Origin of the sequence: Paenibacillus sp. P2(2022), assembly GCF_029522175.1 — a bacterium.
Taxonomy (GTDB): domain Bacteria; phylum Bacillota; class Bacilli; order Paenibacillales; family Paenibacillaceae; genus Paenibacillus; species Paenibacillus polymyxa.
Genome location: NZ_JAKWFI010000003.1, coordinates 397,400 through 413,739, shown reverse-complemented (window position 1 = coordinate 413,739; position 16,340 = coordinate 397,400). Strand labels below are relative to the sequence as shown.

At 45.4% G+C, this 16,340-nt stretch carries 15 protein-coding genes; 8 read left to right on the top strand and 7 right to left on the bottom strand.

Features of this window, described 5'->3' with window-relative positions; genetic code table 11:
* Positions 1–79 precede the first annotated feature (79 nt).
* Together hxlB and hxlA are read right to left on the bottom strand one after the other, a co-directional pair.
* Complete coding sequence (gene hxlB / locus MMB75_RS13635; protein ID WP_016822682.1) at positions 80–637, bottom strand: 6-phospho-3-hexuloisomerase; 558 nt, start codon at positions 635–637, stop codon at positions 80–82.
* Positions 638–642: 5 nt separating this feature from the next.
* Positions 643–1,278: a 3-hexulose-6-phosphate synthase gene (hxlA, locus tag MMB75_RS13630; RefSeq protein WP_013312540.1), complete on the bottom strand. Its 636-nt coding sequence runs from the start codon at positions 1,276–1,278 to the stop codon at positions 643–645.
* Between the two features lie 442 nt (positions 1,279–1,720).
* On the opposite strand from hxlA, the gene MMB75_RS13625 reads away from it, so the two are divergent.
* Positions 1,721–2,596, top strand: a complete 876-nt coding sequence (locus MMB75_RS13625) for a hypothetical protein (protein ID WP_019688940.1) — start codon at positions 1,721–1,723, stop codon at positions 2,594–2,596.
* Between the two features lie 198 nt (positions 2,597–2,794).
* Here MMB75_RS13625 and MMB75_RS13620 read toward each other — a convergent pair whose 3' ends face one another.
* Entirely contained in the window at positions 2,795–3,631 is an 837-nt protein-coding gene (locus tag MMB75_RS13620) for a methyl-accepting chemotaxis protein (protein WP_016822685.1), read from the bottom strand.
* 199 nt (positions 3,632–3,830) lie between these two features.
* Positions 3,831–5,066, bottom strand: a complete 1,236-nt coding sequence (pepT, locus tag MMB75_RS13615) for a peptidase T (protein WP_016822686.1) — start codon at positions 5,064–5,066, stop codon at positions 3,831–3,833.
* Between the two features lie 266 nt (positions 5,067–5,332).
* Between pepT and MMB75_RS13610 the strand changes: the two genes are divergently transcribed.
* From MMB75_RS13610 to gpmA, 3 genes are all read left to right on the top strand, one after another.
* Positions 5,333–5,620, top strand: coding sequence for a hypothetical protein (locus tag MMB75_RS13610; protein WP_019688939.1), 288 nt, complete (start codon positions 5,333–5,335; stop codon positions 5,618–5,620).
* A gap of 149 nt (positions 5,621–5,769) precedes the next feature.
* A complete protein-coding gene (locus MMB75_RS13605) occupies positions 5,770–6,510 on the top strand; it encodes a Bax inhibitor-1/YccA family protein (protein WP_019688938.1) in 741 nt (246 codons plus the stop codon).
* A 161-nt stretch (positions 6,511–6,671) separates the two neighbouring features.
* Positions 6,672–7,421, top strand: a complete 750-nt coding sequence (gene gpmA, locus MMB75_RS13600) for a 2,3-diphosphoglycerate-dependent phosphoglycerate mutase (protein ID WP_016822688.1) — start codon at positions 6,672–6,674, stop codon at positions 7,419–7,421.
* A 63-nt stretch (positions 7,422–7,484) separates the two neighbouring features.
* On the opposite strand, the gene MMB75_RS13595 is transcribed toward gpmA, so the two are convergent.
* Positions 7,485–8,978, bottom strand: a complete 1,494-nt coding sequence (locus MMB75_RS13595; protein ID WP_017426143.1) for an alpha-amylase — start codon at positions 8,976–8,978, stop codon at positions 7,485–7,487.
* 261 nt (positions 8,979–9,239) lie between these two features.
* Between MMB75_RS13595 and MMB75_RS13590 the strand changes: the two genes are divergently transcribed.
* Positions 9,240–10,073: an HNH endonuclease gene (locus MMB75_RS13590; protein ID WP_103042622.1), complete on the top strand. Its 834-nt coding sequence runs from the start codon at positions 9,240–9,242 to the stop codon at positions 10,071–10,073.
* Between the two features lie 31 nt (positions 10,074–10,104).
* Here the strand turns inward: MMB75_RS13590 and MMB75_RS13585 are convergent, their stop codons facing one another.
* Complete coding sequence (locus MMB75_RS13585; RefSeq protein WP_017426145.1) at positions 10,105–10,500, bottom strand: rhodanese-like domain-containing protein; 396 nt, start codon at positions 10,498–10,500, stop codon at positions 10,105–10,107.
* A 500-nt stretch (positions 10,501–11,000) separates the two neighbouring features.
* Between MMB75_RS13585 and MMB75_RS13580 the strand changes: the two genes are divergently transcribed.
* Positions 11,001–11,432: a DUF1641 domain-containing protein gene (locus MMB75_RS13580; RefSeq protein ID WP_017426146.1), complete on the top strand. Its 432-nt coding sequence runs from the start codon at positions 11,001–11,003 to the stop codon at positions 11,430–11,432.
* A 27-nt stretch (positions 11,433–11,459) separates the two neighbouring features.
* Positions 11,460–12,641 carry an NAD(P)/FAD-dependent oxidoreductase gene (locus tag MMB75_RS13575; RefSeq protein WP_013373647.1) on the top strand — a complete coding sequence of 394 codons (1,182 nt, stop codon included), beginning with the start codon at positions 11,460–11,462 and terminating at the stop codon, positions 12,639–12,641.
* 98 nt (positions 12,642–12,739) lie between these two features.
* Here MMB75_RS13575 and MMB75_RS13570 read toward each other — a convergent pair whose 3' ends face one another.
* Positions 12,740–15,286 carry a LamG-like jellyroll fold domain-containing protein gene (locus tag MMB75_RS13570; RefSeq protein ID WP_045244719.1) on the bottom strand — a complete coding sequence of 849 codons (2,547 nt, stop codon included), beginning with the start codon at positions 15,284–15,286 and terminating at the stop codon, positions 12,740–12,742.
* 246 nt (positions 15,287–15,532) lie between these two features.
* On the opposite strand from MMB75_RS13570, the gene MMB75_RS13565 reads away from it, so the two are divergent.
* Entirely contained in the window at positions 15,533–16,330 is a 798-nt protein-coding gene (locus tag MMB75_RS13565) for a copper amine oxidase N-terminal domain-containing protein (protein ID WP_045244718.1), read from the top strand.
* Positions 16,331–16,340: the final 10 nt, after the last annotated feature.

The following is a 16,340-nucleotide window of genomic DNA, read 5'->3' as shown; positions in this document are numbered from 1 at the left end:
AACACAATAGGCAGGCTGTCTTTACATGCTCGGACATGTAGGGACAGCCTGCTTTGTTATCGTAAAGGAAAAAGCAGTTTTATTCCAAATTGGCGTGTTGACCATACATGGATTCGGAAGTCAGCTTGCGCAGCTTCATCGTTCTGAGTACCAACGCATCGCCATACAGCAGCAGGGTTTGCTCAAACAGTGAGCCCATGGGCTGAATGGTTTGGTAATTCTTGTTGGATGGGTCCTTGGGTGCGCCGGGCAGCTTAACGATGATATCGGCCAGTTTGCCGATGGTGGACTCGGGGGAGGTGGTAAGGAGCGCCAGTGAGGCCCCGAGTTTTTTCGCTTTGTCTGCCATGGAGGCTAGGCTTTTGGTTTCACCAGAGCCTGAACCGATAATCAGCAGATCACCCTCGCTTAAACCAGGGGTTACGGTTTCCCCAACGACGTAAGCTTGAATTCCCATATGCATCAGCCGCATGGCCAGCGAGCGAATCATGAACCCTGAGCGCCCCGCTCCTGCTACGAATACCTTATTCGCAGCAGCGATGGAGTGGATCAGCTGTTCCGATTCGGTATCGCTGATTAGCTGTGGAACGAATTGCAGCTCCTTGATTACCTCGGATAAATATTGAGAGGTCTCCATTGGGATTAACCTTGTTTAATGAGCTGCTGCATTTGCGAGGCTACAGCCTTTTTGTCGTCTTCGCCAGTGATACCGCCGCCTACGATAACCAGATCCGGTTGAGCTTTTACCACTTCAGCCAATGTACTCAGCTTGATGCCGCCAGCTACGGCTGTTTTGGAGTTTTTTACGACTTTTTTGACGGTTTGCAATGCTTCGAACGGACTTTGTCCTTCCGCTTGCAGATCGTAGCCTGTATGCACACAGATGTAGTCAACGCCTAAAGCATCAATTTCTTTCGCACGTTGCTCCAGGTTTTTAACACCGATCATGTCCACCAGGATTTTTTTGCCGCCTTGTTTCTTAGCTTCTTCTACAGCACCTTTGATCGTTGCATCTTCAGCTACAGCCAAAATCGTCACAATATCGGCACCAGCCTCGGAAGCTTTCAGCACTTCATAGCCCCCTGCGTCCATAACTTTCAGGTCAGCCAGTACTTTTAGATTGGGAAATGCTTCTTTCATTGCTTTTACAGCGTGAAGTCCTTCATTGATGACAATCGGCGTACCGATTTCTACGATATCAATATACGATTCCACTTCTTTTACCAATGCAATACCTTGTGGGATATCTACCAAGTCTAAAGCCAATTGAAGTTCCATGTTATTAACTTCACTCCTTAAGTGAATTTGTATTTGGATGAACAGGTACATGCTTTGTTGAGTCGTACTCTATACTTTGCTTTCGTGCACAGGTTTGATTGTAAGGCCCCAGTATTCGGTTGAAAAGTACGCACTAATTCGTAACGTAGTTACCCTGACGATACTATAGATCATAAAAACCACCCATAAGAGAGCCCATCTTTTGTCTTCTTTAGCATTATTTCAATAATGAAAATCCTCTATTCGTGACTCGTAAATATACATATCCATGTCAGATTGCAAAAATATGAATGTACCGATGATTAAATTGACTTCAAGTTAGGCTTTGACTATATTTGTAATATACTGGCATGTAAAAATGGGGCTAATAGCATAACTACCCTGAAGAATAGCCACAAGGCTAGGGGTGACCGTAATTTTCAGGATAGGGAGGCGGGGTTTAGTGGAAGAGGTCCTGAATCAAAGGGGAGCTATTTATTTGTTGTCGGACAGCCACGCGCTTGATAAAGCTTGCGAGTTATTTAGAATCAGCTACACGCATAATGATTGGGATGAAGCGAACAAGGTTGCGGATTATTTGCATTCGTTGGCTGAAAGCCTGTATCACACCCAACTGAGAAATGCTGCGGACGGCAAGTATGAGACATTGGACACCAAACACCCGCTGGTGTTTTATTATGCTTACAGTTATCTAGCGAAATCGATTTATTATCAGAATATAGGCCAGTATGAGGAAGCCAGAGATTATATTATGAAGTATAGCGAAATGGGCTGGTTTATGGGGCTGGATCAAAGCGGTCACGAAGAAGTAGAGAGATTCCGTTTTCTCGCCAAGGCCAATTTATATATGATTGATTTACTTTCGGGGAAGAAGGCACTTTTACCGGAATATGTTCAGTTTCTTCATAGCAATGACGAGGAGCTACTACCAGGATTGGTTAGTATTACTGAAGCAGCTAACTTGAACAATTGGGATATTGATGAACTGCTGAACGAGTTTGCCGATGATATTGAGATATTTGAAGGTTATGAAGATAGAGCCAACCGCGTATATTATTTAAAATTGGTCAACCAATTAGCTATTTACTATTTGAAAAAGAAACAGTATATCTTTGCCTTGAATTATATCCTTGTTTCTCTGCAATTCTCTATTGGGGTAGAAGCCGATGCCGATTTTAGAACATTGGTTGCACTATTCGAAACTTACCGAGATTTGGCAACACCGTCCCAGCAAGAGCAATACCAAACCATTTTATTAAGGGGGCTTCATAATGAAAAAGGCATTAAGCTCGATAACTATGGTCTTAGCGTTTCTTAGTGTTGCTCTTCCGATAGGAAATACATTGGGAGATTTAGACTCCGTGCATCCTTCGAATCATGGTGTTTTTTCTTTTACTGCTTGATTTCAGACTTCGATCGTCATACCCAGTAGGGATTGTGTAAATAAGGGGAGCGCACTTTTTCGCCATTTGCGGATCAGTGCGCTCCCCTTTCTCATGCCAAGAAACGATGTTATTTATTTTACAATATAGGAAGTCAGGTTATCGGCCAGATGTTGCATCGTTTCGCTCGCCTTTTGCATACGCTCCATGACTTCGGTGAAAGAGCCTACCAGAGTCGCCTGCTCTTGAGAAGAAGAAACAATTTGCTCTATTTCCTGCTCCATCTGACGAATGGAGTTCTGTACATCCTTAAGGGCTCCCTCGATATCGACCGTCGCTTTTTTGGACTCTACGGACAGCTTGCGTACTTCTTGAGCAACGATACCGAAGCCTGCTCCTGCTTCACCGACACGTGCGGCTTCGATCGCAGCATTCAATCCAAGCAGGTTGGTTTGATCGGAAATTTCCTTGATAAATACAGCAACCTGATTAATTTTACCCGAGTTTTGTACGGCAATTTGGGTGTTCTTCAAAATGTGTTCACTGGTAGCCTGTAGCTCCTCCGAATGCGCTGTTACATGCTGCACCATCTCAATGAGTTGCTCGGTAATGGAGAGGTTTTCGGATACGATTTGATCCAGTTGATTTTTGTTGGTCAAATTATAGGAGGCGGCAAACGCTGCGATGACGTCCCCTTTATCGTCAAACACAGGAATACTGATCATATCAAGAGGATATCCCAGGACTTCAGCCGGAATGTGGGTCAAGCTGGCCTCATGTCCATTTTTAAGCATGGCAAAATTTTTGTAGTCCTCCAGCAGCTCCGAGCCTGTTTCAAAGCCGAGGTCCATACCCTCTGATTGGGTGTAAGCAAGAACGTGAGTGCGGTCGAAGAGAGCAAGGGTTACTTTCTCACGCATAACCTGTTGTATGTAGGGAATGGCTACAATTAATGCATCTATTGTATTCAAGTGGACTGCCTACCTTTCTTTACTAAATATATTTTTTATAGTCTTATATAATTGTCGGTCTGAAGACGGATAAAAGTTATAAAGGTATCGAAAATTTAAAGGGGATATGAGAGCTTCAATAAAAAAGGCATATCGTTTCCATTACGAAACGATATGCCTTCATATTTAATCTAAACGTGTCAGTGTGTGTAAAAGTGGTTCACTTGCCGCGTTGCTCGAACAATTGTGCGATTTCCACAATAACCTTGGTGGCAAGCACCATGTTGTCCACTGACACATACTCATACTTACCGTGATAGTTCTCCCCACCTGTGAAAATATTCGGTGTAGGCAGTCCCATGTAAGACAGCTGTGAACCGTCTGTGCCTCCACGAATCGGCTTGATAATGGGCTCAATATTCAGCTTTGTCATTGCTTCATGTGCGATATCGACGATATGTTTGACAGGCTCGATTTTCTCTTTCATGTTGTAATACTGATCTCTCAGCTCCAGCGTGATGCGGTTATCTCCATAGGCAGCCTGGAGCTCTTTTACGATATTTGTCAAATAAGCTTTCCGGTTTTCGAAGCTCTCGCGATCAAAATCGCGGATAATATAGTACAGTTTGGCTTGTTCTGCTGTGCCTGTAGACTCCAACAGATGATAGAAGCCATCATACCCGTCTGTATATTCCGGGGCTTCATTCGCAGGTAATCTACTGTGCAGTTCCATAGCGATTTTGGCAGCGTGGATCATTTTGTTTTTAGCCGTACCAGGATGTACATTCACACCATGAATGGTAATATGAGCAGCTGCGGCATTGAAGCTCTCATACTCCAGTTCTCCGAGCGGTCCGCCGTCTACTGTATAAGCATATTCAGCACCAAAAGCGGCTACATCAAAGCGTTCAGGTCCTCTTCCAATCTCTTCGTCCGGTGTAAAAGCAACGCGAATTTTGCCATGTTGAATTTCTGGATGATCAATCAGATAGTGGATTGCTGTCATGATTTCTGCGATGCCAGCTTTGTTGTCTGCACCGAGCAGGGTGGTACCATCTGTTGTGATTAGGGTATGGCCTTTATATTGAGTCAATTCGGGAAACTCACGTGGAGAAAGTACTACACCCAGCGAGGCATTCAGCGTGATATCGCCTCCATCGTAATTCTCCGTCAACTGTGGCTTCACTCCTGCGCCGGTTAGCTCAGTAGCCGTATCAAGGTGTGCCAGAAAACCAATGACGGGCACTTCTTTATCCGTATTGGAGGGAAGGGTTGCCATTACATAACCATGACCATCAATGGTTACGTCTGTCATACCGATGGATTTCAGTTCGTCTACCAGGAGGTTGCCCAATGTGAGCTGTCCAGGTGTGGTGGGGCAAGTGTGGCTGCTTTCGTCGGATTGGGTATCCACCTGAACATATGTAGTCAGGCGGTCAATCAGTTCCTGTTTCATGTGGTTATCCTCCTTGGGTCTTTTTCATTATGGTACGTATTTTATCATGATTAGGCTTATAATATGAAAAAAATGGTTTAACCTTTCAAAATGACAGGTTGTCCGCAGATTAGGCAAAGGATCTGAGAGGGCAACTCCTTTTAATATATAGAGAGTACGTTAATCTAGAAGTCTTTTAAATTGTGTCTTATTACTGAGACACTTAACGTTACGTTGATAGATTGGGAGCATAGAATACATTATCAAACGCAAGGGAGGTGAAGACTATGGCGATTCTTTTACCTTCGCAATTCTACAATCTTGCTGCTGGTGTGGGTAAGTCCTTCTTTGAAAACCTGAGAGGCGGTAGTAATGCTACGATTACTGTGAATAATACAGGTGCCAATCCGGTTGATCTTGTGGTTACCCGCGTCAATGCTCCTGTGATCACTTATGTAATCCCAGCGGGCAACAGCCTTACGTTAGAAGTTGCTTTGCTGCTGGTAGCTGCTCTTCAGGCGACTCCAGTTGGAGCAGTAACAGGTACTATCCAAATTGCTACCGCTGATTTTTAATCTGTAACGACTTGACCCTCTAACTCTAGCTTTGCCGAAAGGCAAGGTTAGAGTTTTTTTATTGTTTGAAATTTTCTGAAACTTTTTTCAGGTTGTGCCGATATATACATATGACATCGTAAATAACACATCGAAAAGGAGTACCCTGTATGAGCTTTAGCAATCCGGTTTTACGTGATGACATCTTTTTACGTGAAGATGAAAGAGAAGCTAGCGAACAACGTATGACCATCGGAGGAACGGTGAACAAAACGTTACTTCTGCTGGTCCTACTTATCGTTTCTAGCAGTATTACCTGGTATATGACCTACCAAGGAACCGTAGAAGTGCTATCGTTGCTGACGGCAGGCTTTATTGGGATGGCAGGCGTAGCACTTGCGATATCCTTTTTTCCAAAAACGGCTCCATTGCTTTCTCCTGTATATGCGATTCTGAGTGGCTTTGCTTTGGGTGGCGTTTCCGCTTTTATGGAGTATGAGTACCCTGGAATTGTAGTTAATGCCATTTTGCTGACTGTGGGTATCTTGTTCTTGATGCTCTTTATGTATACACAACGAATCATCAAGGTGACACGTGGCTTTATCTCATTTGTTGTCCTATGTACGATGGCGATTTTTCTGGTGACGTTGGTTGATTTTATTTTGAATTTTTTCGGTATGAATGTTCCGTATATCCATGAAACGGGCTGGGTGGGTATTGGCATTAGTTTATTTATCGTCATCATTGCCGCTTTGAATCTGCTCGTAGATTTTAATTTCATTGAGGAACAAGCTGATCAAGGTGCACCCAAATATATGGAATGGTATGGCGCTTTTGCATTGCTGGTAACGTTAGTGTGGCTATATGTACGAATATTGGATCTGTTAGCCAAGCTTAGTAATAGGGACTAAGATCTGCGACTATTGCATATGGTTTAAGTAGGATGAGAAGAGAAGGGCGGCTGAATGTCGTCCTTTTTTGTATGAAAAAGGCGGTTTAAAAAATGCATTTTACGTTAAATACATAGAAGTTGGGTAAAACATAGAGGATAGATAGGTGAGGAGTGAGGTATATGTATCAAGTGGTGCTGGTGAGGCATGGAGAAAGCGTGTATAACCGACAAAACTTGTTCACAGGCTGGACGGATGTCGATCTGACTGAACAGGGAACTCATGAGGCCATCGAGGCAGGACGTATCCTCAAGGAGGCTGGGTATACGTTTGATTTGGCATTTGCTTCTGTGCTAAAACGTTCTATCCGCACGTTGTATCATATCTTGGATGAGCTGGATCATCTGTGGATACCCGTGCAGAAGTCATGGAAGCTGAATGAACGCCACTATGGTGCTCTTCAGGGGCTCAGCAAGCTGGATTCCGCCGTGCAATACGGCGAGGAGCAGGTTCATATTTGGCGACGTAGTTTGACGGTGCGACCACCCATGTTGGATGAGCAGGATGAACGGAGTCCACATCGGGAAGAGCGTTATCGCCATATTAAGCCGGAGGAGCTGCCGCTCGGGGAAAGCCTAGAAGACACTGTGCATCGGGTTGGTGAGTTTTGGAAGCAACGGATCGTGCCGTTGATTCTCAAAAAGGACCGGGTTATCATTTCCGCACACGGTAATACTTTACGAGCCTTGATCAAGTACATGGAGAATTTGGACGAAACTGCACTGCTGGATTTGAACATCCCGACAGGTATCCCACTGGTGTATGAGCTGGATGAGCATATCGATCCTATACGGCGCTTCTATCTTGGGGATCCGAGTCATGTTGAGGCAAAAAAACAGGCTGTGGCCAACCAAAGCAAGGTGACGGAGTGATTTTCCATATACAAAGAGGACAGGGCGCTTCCTTGCATCCTGTCCTCTTTGAGTTGATGTACATCAAGCGTTCGCGGTATCCTCTGTTTCCAGGCTGTCTTCCTCGGTAGGAAGTGCCCATACCGATACACTGCCAGCACGAACGGGAAATACACCGTAGCCATCCTGTTCGATCTTCACGGCATGATCGTGATGCCCAGTCAAATCGGTCCATTTTTCTCCTGCATGTTGTTTACCCACGAACATGCGCTTTTCTCCGTCATTTGCGTTGGTGATCACCACAGCACATCCAGAGCCGTGCAGCTCAGGAATGCCCTGACGAACCCATCCAATCGTATGGGGATCATCAAAATAATCTTTTTGCTCACCATAAGCTTTGTGGTACCGAGCATATAGGAGCGGGTCTAGCTCAGCTTGCTTGCCTTTCACAGGCGTTTGTCCCTGGATACCATAGTAATCCCCGTAGAATACGCAGGGATAACCATCTTTGCGCAGTAGGATGAGTGCATAGGCACTGGGCTTAAACCAGTCCTCCACCCAGGATTCGAGCGCTTCATGCGGCTGGGAATCATGATTATCGACAAAAGTAACCGAGTTCAGGGGATGGGTATGAACCAGCGTATCCTCGAAAATGGTGCTTAAATCGAAATCCTTACCACCCAAGGAAGCGCTATGTAGTTTGTAGTGGAGGGATACGTCAAACAGGTCGATTTTATAATCGATGGTATCCAGAAACTTTTGACACGATTCCAGATCCGGTTTCCAAAACTCGCCTACCATATAAAAATCCTGCCCACGCTTTTTAATCATTTCTGTAGCAAACTCTCGTACAAATTCATGATTAATATGCTTGATTGCATCCAGACGGAATCCGTTGCATTGTAGAGTATCCACCAGCCACTTGCCCCAGCGGATCATTTCCTTACGCACATCCTGATGATTATAGTCAATATTGGCGAACATTAAATAATCATAATTGCCGAATTCATCATCTACATTATCGCTCCAGTTTTTATTTTTACCTAAAATACGATAGATTCCTGTCCGGTCCTGACTTGCATCGTAATCCGTTCCGTTAAAATGTTCGAAGTTCCATTGAAATGTGGAATACTTCCCTTGCCGGCCGGGGAATGTAAATTTAGTCCAGCCTTCGATATCAAAGGGCTCGGAAATGACCTCATTACGATTATCCGGGTTGACCTCGACGACCTTAAATACTTCGGTTTCATCTGCACCAGCCTTATGGTTCATGACCAGATCGACATAGACGGCTACGCCGTGGCGAACGCAGGATGCGACAGCTTCCAGCAGATCTTCCCTGGTTCCGTATTTGGTGCGTACTGCACCTTTTTGGTCAAATTCGCCCAGATCGTAAAGGTCATAGACGCCGTAACCCGTATCCTCAGGAGATTGACCTTTGGTGACAGGTGGAATCCATATCGCGTCAATTCCTTTGGCTTTTAGTTCCGGTGCCAGGCGGGCAAGCTTTTTCCAGTGAGAACCGTCAGCTGCGACATTCCACTCGAAAAATTGCATCATCGTATGGTTCCTTTTCATGTGCGTCCCTCCTTCATATATAACAAGTTACCCACCAAGTGAGGGGGGCTAAACGTCTGATGGTCAATATGATGTTGATGAAGAACATGGATCGCTATATAACGTATGCTAAATCATTAAAATTTGTTATACCTTGAGTGATGGCAACGACTCGATGGCTAGAAAAGGAAACGTGAAAACGGTAAAATGAATCTAACTTAGCTATAGTTCGGATTTCGGGCAAACCATAAGCTCGAACAAGAAAGGGAAGGAGGGATGAACGTGACAGATCCGCAGCAGAATAAGGATGAAGCGAGAGAACCGCTGATGAAAAAATGTACGTATTGTCAGGAGATAAAACCATTAACAGACTTTCAGCGCAGAACCGGTCGCCGGGCGGGGCCTTATTCCCGGCGTGGTCCTTGTCGTTCCTGTCGGGGGTTAGTCCCGCAAGAACGGGCGGTTGCGTCCGCTCCTTCCCATGAGGAAATGAAGCCCTTGGCTGCTCCTGTGGAGCGGCATAGCTCCGAAGCAGGTACGACTGCGTACGGTCTGGAAGCGTCCGCGCAGCCTTCTAATGATTCCCAACGCCCCCGTAGGAAGCCCGTCACGGACAAAGCGCGTGAGCGCCATCGGCAACGGGTTCGTCATTTGCTTAGCAGGCTGAAGCCTGCGGATACCCGTGCGTTGCGGCTTAATCGCAATGGTATGATTCGACTAAGAGGCAAAACCGACCAAGGGAGACGCTGGCATCAGGAGATTGAGCTTGATTTGGCGATGACTCTGGTCAGAGAACGCATGGCGGTGATTGTAAATCCGTACACGGTCCGCAGACTTTATAGCAACAAGGAATTCCGCCAATATGTGCTTAAACGTGACCGTTATACGTGCTTTTTTTGCGGTGGCTATGGCGACACGATTGATCATTTACTTCCTCGGGCTAAAGGTGGACACACCACGCCAGTAAATTGCGTATGCGCCTGCAACGAGTGCAATCAAGTTAAAGCAGCCCGTGATGTAGAGGAATTTATCGAGTCTGGCGTGCCACTGCCGATTCCGGATGATTTTGAACCTTCTGGTGCTTCCGATGCTTCTGAGGACACCTTACGCACCTAGGACGATTTGCTGGGGAATCGGCTACATTCCCTTAATACAGTTCTACTTCAAAGCCAGATTCCTTCCAGGCTGTTGTTCCGCCTTCAATAAAGGCCACATTGGTAAAGCCCATCTGTTGCAGTATATAAGCTGCCAATGCAGCTTGTCCGCCTGCCCCACAGGTGGTGATAATCGGGCGGTTGCGGTCACGTAAGCGTTCATCACGCAAATCTTGTGGAACGTCCAGGTCAGCGCGGATGGGTAGCATACCCAGTGAAATATTGGCGCTACCGCGAATTAGGCCGCAAGCACCTGCATCATGAGAATCCTGTACGTCGATAACGAATGTATCTGGATTGGATTCAATTCGCTGACGTGCCTCCTGTGAAGTAATGCCCTGAACGTGCTGCCTCGCTTCTTGAACCATATCTGCAAATGTTTTAGCCATCGTTCAACCCTCCGTAGGAATATGTTTTGTATTGTTTTTCATATTAATGAACAGAAACTCACTCTCTCTATTACCCATCTCTAGTATAAAATGCCCCTTTTTTTAAGGTAAACTTAGACAAAAATCGTGCTTATTCTAATTTTTATCTAAAATAACAATAAAAAATTTGCAGAAATTTGTGCAAATTTAAAATTTCTTCGACGATTGGGTTGTGAAAGGTGTAATATAGAGGTATAGGGTTCCGTTTCGGCCTGTTGTAGTCACGAGGGAGCGCTTCGTGAGATATTCCGCAGCAGTAACAACAACAGAATAACGTCCAAGCAATATACAATTGGCATCTGCGATCATCAGTCTTGCCCTTTAGGGTATAGGCCGGTTTAAGCTGTGCTTCTTGCATGTTTAAGGGCGAATTCATTGAACGTTTTATTGCTAGAGTTTATGATGCAGGTTACGAGAAAGGAATGGACTTCTATTTTCACAGTAAAGGAGGACGTTCACGCATGTCTGAAAACCAACAAGAGGTGGCCGTAACACAAGAAGCTACCAAAGAGTCTCGGGATGTATTGGACCAATTGATGAAACCGGAGGTTCAGCAATCGCTGACCGTACTGGTAGAGAATCTGCCAAAGTTGACTGAGATGGTTACTTTGATGACCGATGCTTATGATGTAGCCCGCAGTCTGGCAACTGACCCTGTCTTTATCGGAGATATGAAAAACTCCATGGGAGAGTTTGTGAAGCCTGTTACAGATTCGGCTAAAGGATTGGCTTCTGCTGCAATTGAAGCAAATGACCGTGTACAAACTACGGACGGCAGTGTAGGTCTGTTTGGCCTGCTCAAAATGCTTAAAGATCCTAATGTACAAAAAACGCTGCGTTTCAGCCAGGCTTTCCTGGATATTCTGAATGAGCGCCAACGCGAAAGCAAATAATTACCTGATCGAGAACGGAGGATGGACATGTCGAAGCAAATTTTGATCTTGGGCGGCGGATACGGCGGATTGCTGGCCGCTCTTACAGCACGCCAGCATATGGACGCTAGCCAAGCAACCATTACAGTGGTAAACCGCTTTGCGTCGCACCAAATTATTACGGAACTGCACCGTTTGGCGGCAGGTACGATTGCCGAAAAAGCTGTGGCGCTTCCTTTGGAAAAACTGCTGCGTAACAAAGATATTATCCTGAAAGTGGATACTGTTTCCGAAATCAAACCGGACGATAAGAAAGTAACTCTGGCCAGTGGTGCTACGTTGAGCTATGACGCTCTCGTTATTTCCCTGGGCAGTGAAACGGCATACTTCGGTATTCCGGGGCTGCAAGAGCATAGCTTCACACTGAAATCAGTGGCAGAAGCTAATCGCATCCGTGCACATGTGGAAGCTCGTCTGGATGCTTACAAGCAATCCGGTAACAAAGCGGACGCTACCATTGTTATCGGTGGCGGCGGTCTGACTGGCGTTGAGCTGGTGGGCGAATATGCTGACAAACTGCCTGCAGTTTGCCGTGAAAAAGGCATCAACTACGAAGATATCAACTTGTATTGCGTAGAAGCTGGACCATCTATTTTGGCAGGCTTCCCTCAACCATTGGTTGATCGTGCAGTAACAAGTCTTGAAAAACGTGGCGTTCAAATCGTAGCGGGTGTTCCGATTACAGAAATGAAAGCTGACGAAGTTCTCTTGAAAGACGGACGTTCGATCAAAACGAACACACTGATCTGGACAGGCGGCGTACAAGGTAATGCACTGGTTGGCGCATCCGGTATCGAAGTAAACCGTGGTCGTGCAACTGTGAATGGCGCACTGCAATCGACTTCCCACGAAGACATCTTCCTCGCTGGCGACAGCGCAGTAGTGTTCCCAGGTGAAGGCGAGCGTCCATACCCTCCAACTGCACAGTTGGCTTGGCAAATGGGTGAATTAGTTGGTTACAACATCTTCGCTTATTTCAACGGAGCGAAAATGGAACGCTTTACGCCAGTGTTCTCCGGTACACTGGGCAGCTTGGGAAGAACAGACGCGATCGGTACTGTAGGCGCGAATGGCACCCAACTGAAAGGCGCTGTAGCTACTTTGATGAAAGAAGGCAGTAACATCCGTTACCTGTCCCATATCAAAGGACTTTTTGCACTGGCCTACTAATATTTATATGGTTTATTAAAAGAGAGCGCTGTTCAGCGCTCTCTTTTTTTCATTCTTCGACACTAGCTATGCTTACACATTTCACAAATAGTCTTAATTCACTTCATCATGGCTAACTCTTCCACCTGTGCAGGAGGGAGCGCGCCTTCAAATATACTCAGCTCATCTATAGATCCTTTGAACGCAGGGTCCCACCAATTGACCCCTAGGCTGAATGTTCCAGATTTAGAGGTAAAGACATCCGGGAACTTTGAGCCGGTAAATTGAATTTTGCCATTCACATACACCTCTAATACCCCACGATCTACAGTGAAGGCCAGATGTGTCCATTCATTGGCTTTGATCTTCAGGCCCGTACTGCCAGTATACCAAGTTGAGCTGCCGGACCAGACCATCGTATTATCCTTCTCGGGTCCTCTGGGCAGAAGGCTAACCCAGTGGTTGCTATCCATAGCTCCAAAAAAAGTTGGTGTATGGACAGTCAACTCGCTGGGCTTCACCCACAGTGACACAGAATAGGCTGAGCTGGATATGAGTCCTTCAGGCAGAGCAATACCTGACTGTCCATCAAGGACTACAGCTTGGCCCCTTACGCCTTCAGCGTAGGATACACTTCCTCCCTGACGATCGATCCGGTCACCAATAACCTTACCATTGGCAAAAGCATCATTCTGATCCTTTAGGTTATTTTCAAATGGGTATGAAGCGGTCAATGTTGCCTTCTCATAAGGAGCTACCGTAATGTTAAAAGTTTTATCCCGACTGCTGTCTCCTTTGGTGATGGAAGCCGTCAAAGTAGCGGATACAGCCTTTTCACCGATCCCGGGGCGCTTGACTTCACCAGTATCAGAAATGACGTTTGGGTTTGAAGTTTTCCAGGTAATCGCGGATTGCCGACTGCCTTCCTTCGGAAGCGTCAGATTAGCCGTCACCCGGCTCGTATCGCCAAGATCTAATTCACGATACACACTGTCAACGACTGTCGTATCCGGCATATCAGGGAACTTACTGCCCCAGGCCATTTCGCCTTTATTCGATAGAACTGTAAACGCCAAAATATATTGATTCGTTACCTGGTCCCATTGTCTCAGGAATACTCCATCAAACACAATGCCATCCAGTGTTAGTTGGATATTCGCATCCCCCGACTTGTGCCATGTTCCTTGCACATCGCCTTTAATAGTGTGATCTGCTTTCAGCTGAATGAACTGCGTATTTTTGATTGTCGCCGAAGAATCACTACCATGGTTAATATATTGATAATCGCCAATGAATTGTTTCTCATCCAGCTTTGTAAGCGTCTCGCCACCGTAACGGTAAGGAGCTACCACAGGCCAGTCATCCTGATTCATGAACATTTGATGTACACGCAGCTCGTGAGTCTCCCCCTGCTGAGGGAATCGGGTATGAAAGACAACAAACATTTGTCCGGTAGCAGGATCGGTGTACACCGAGTTATGCCCAGGAGATACATAGCCGTAGCCCACACCTGTACCTGGATCGCCTATTTGACTATCGAACAAGAAGTTACCCATTAATTTGTTGCCATAGGCTGCATTTTTGGTGTTTGCTGGCAGAACAGCATTCTGCCCTTTGGCATCCTTATAAGGTCCTGTCGGACTCTTGGAACGGAATAATCTCATGTTATATCCACCGTCAGCTGCAAGTCCGCCATAGGTTACATACAGATAGTAGTAACCCGTTTTTGAGTTGTATTCAATATACGGACCTTCCCCGGACTCACCGTATCCACCTGCAATCTTGGTGCCAAAATAACGATCAATCAACCGGCCATCCTCCGTCGTTCCATCTTGGCCTGGATAGATCGGTTTGCCAGTTGCTTTATCCAGCTCCAGCAAAAAAATGCCTCCGGACCATGACCCATACGTCATCCATAAGCGCCCGTCTGTATCATAAAAGACTGCTGCATCGATTGCATTCGGGAACACCCGATTCGCATAAGAACCGTCGGCATTAAACCATCCTGCTCTGGGACCCTTCAGCTTGCCTTCATTAATGAGTTGTGGAATCGGCGTATTTGTCCACTTTTTATCTACTTTGCTATTTTTATCGAATGCAGTCTCCTTTGTAAAACCAGTATTCACAATGGTATCCACATATTGATAGGGTCCCTCAATGTTGGGGGCAACGGCAATGCCGATCGCGGAGCGTATATAGGTGGAGGAGGCACTATAATAAATCATGTAGGCCCCTTTTGTGCCATCCTTATTGACATAATGCTCATTCCAAAATACATCGGGTGCCCATACTGAGAATCCTCCTTTGCTGTCCGCATCATTCTCACCCGCCCAAGCGAAAGATCCGGCCAGATTCTTCGATAAATCCCCGTAAAGGGTATTCCCAGGCGTAGTGTAACCGTTTGCAAAAGAAGTCCAATTTGTGAGATCTTTTGACTTCGCTGCGGCGATATGCGACCCAAACACATAATAAGTGTCACCGTCTTTGACAATCGAAGGATCGTGAACCGATACATTAGAGAAGGTCGGCACATCCTGCTTCTTGTTTTGGTTCGGCTCCGCTGCTGCGGCGTCCAGTGTACCTAATGGTACGGCTGCAATTGCCAATAATAAAGTCATTGTTAATGCAATGCTCGACCTGGCTCTACGTTTAAGCAATCTTCTCATCGTATATATTTACCCCTTTCTAAAGTGGAATACAGTGATATATTCTGCTTTCATCGCTAAAATACCTTTATATTTATAAATATAATTAATGTATTTATGAATTACATAGCTGTAGGGAAGACGATATAATCTATAATTAGGTATATATTATAAATTATGGTTGACGGTTTGCATTTGTGGAGGTACGTTATATATGAATAAAACAGTTATGTTTGTTGTGAGCTGTTTATGAAAAAGGAGGGTATTATGAAAATCAGGTTGCTCGTATGCCTTGTGATTTTATTTAGCGTTGCTACTGTACACTCGAATTCGACATCAGCCCAAGCTCAGACCCCCATACACCTGAAGGTCAATGATCATTACGTTTTATACACCTACCCTGCATCACCCTTTGTGGATAAGAAAGGTAGATTGCTTATACCGCTTCAAGCAGCTGAAGATATACTGGGCGGCAAAGTAACTTATAATGCAGCGAACAAAACGGCTTCTGTTGATTTGCTAGGCCGTAATGTAACGACTACGATCGGTTCACCCGAAATATCGGTTAACGGTGAGCCGTTGACAATGGACACAGTCCCCATCATGAAAAGCAACGCGATGTTTTTACCAGTTTCCATTTTGTTGAAAGATACAGATGCGCAGATGGAGTGGGATTCGAAGCGCGGTTTATTGAAGCTAAGGCATGACAGCTTTACAGAAAGTCCAATTCTTATGAGGTTCAAGGGACAAGACTTGGCCCAAGTCATTGATGCAAATGCATTTGATCTTACTTCCTTTGACTGGGATCAAAAGCAGGGCGTATTGAATATTCATGCTACGTATAAGAGTGACTTATCGCCCGTTTTCAAGAAAATTGACTTCAATCCTATGATTGTGTATAGCAAAGGGACCTATAGTGTAGATCCTTATTCTAAACCCGGTTCATTTCACAAAGTCAAAATAACCAGCGCAGGTCATTTGGTTTATACAAAAAATATCGGTACAACTAATGCGGATAGTGATTACATAAAATACATTACTTCCGTAGGCAGGCTGATTCAATAATTGAATTCAT

Excerpts from the sequence above, each read along its gene's own strand:
- hxlB (WP_016822682.1), bottom strand. The coding sequence starts at position 637 with ATGGAGACCTCTCAATATTTATCCGAGGTAATCAAGGAGCTGCAATTC.
- hxlA (WP_013312540.1), bottom strand. The coding sequence starts at position 1,278 with ATGGAACTTCAATTGGCTTTAGACTTGGTAGATATCCCACAAGGTATT.
- pepT (WP_016822686.1), bottom strand. The coding sequence starts at position 5,066 with ATGAAACAGGAACTGATTGACCGCCTGACTACATATGTTCAGGTGGAT.
- MMB75_RS13610 (WP_019688939.1), top strand. The coding sequence starts at position 5,333 with ATGGCGATTCTTTTACCTTCGCAATTCTACAATCTTGCTGCTGGTGTG.
- MMB75_RS13605 (WP_019688938.1), top strand. The coding sequence starts at position 5,770 with ATGAGCTTTAGCAATCCGGTTTTACGTGATGACATCTTTTTACGTGAA.
- gpmA (WP_016822688.1), top strand. The coding sequence starts at position 6,672 with ATGTATCAAGTGGTGCTGGTGAGGCATGGAGAAAGCGTGTATAACCGA.
- MMB75_RS13595 (WP_017426143.1), bottom strand. The coding sequence starts at position 8,978 with ATGAAAAGGAACCATACGATGATGCAATTTTTCGAGTGGAATGTCGCA.
- MMB75_RS13585 (WP_017426145.1), bottom strand. The coding sequence starts at position 10,500 with ATGGCTAAAACATTTGCAGATATGGTTCAAGAAGCGAGGCAGCACGTT.
- MMB75_RS13580 (WP_017426146.1), top strand. The coding sequence starts at position 11,001 with ATGTCTGAAAACCAACAAGAGGTGGCCGTAACACAAGAAGCTACCAAA.
- MMB75_RS13575 (WP_013373647.1), top strand. The coding sequence starts at position 11,460 with ATGTCGAAGCAAATTTTGATCTTGGGCGGCGGATACGGCGGATTGCTG.
- MMB75_RS13570 (WP_045244719.1), bottom strand. The coding sequence starts at position 15,286 with ATGAGAAGATTGCTTAAACGTAGAGCCAGGTCGAGCATTGCATTAACA.
- MMB75_RS13565 (WP_045244718.1), top strand. The coding sequence starts at position 15,533 with ATGAAAATCAGGTTGCTCGTATGCCTTGTGATTTTATTTAGCGTTGCT.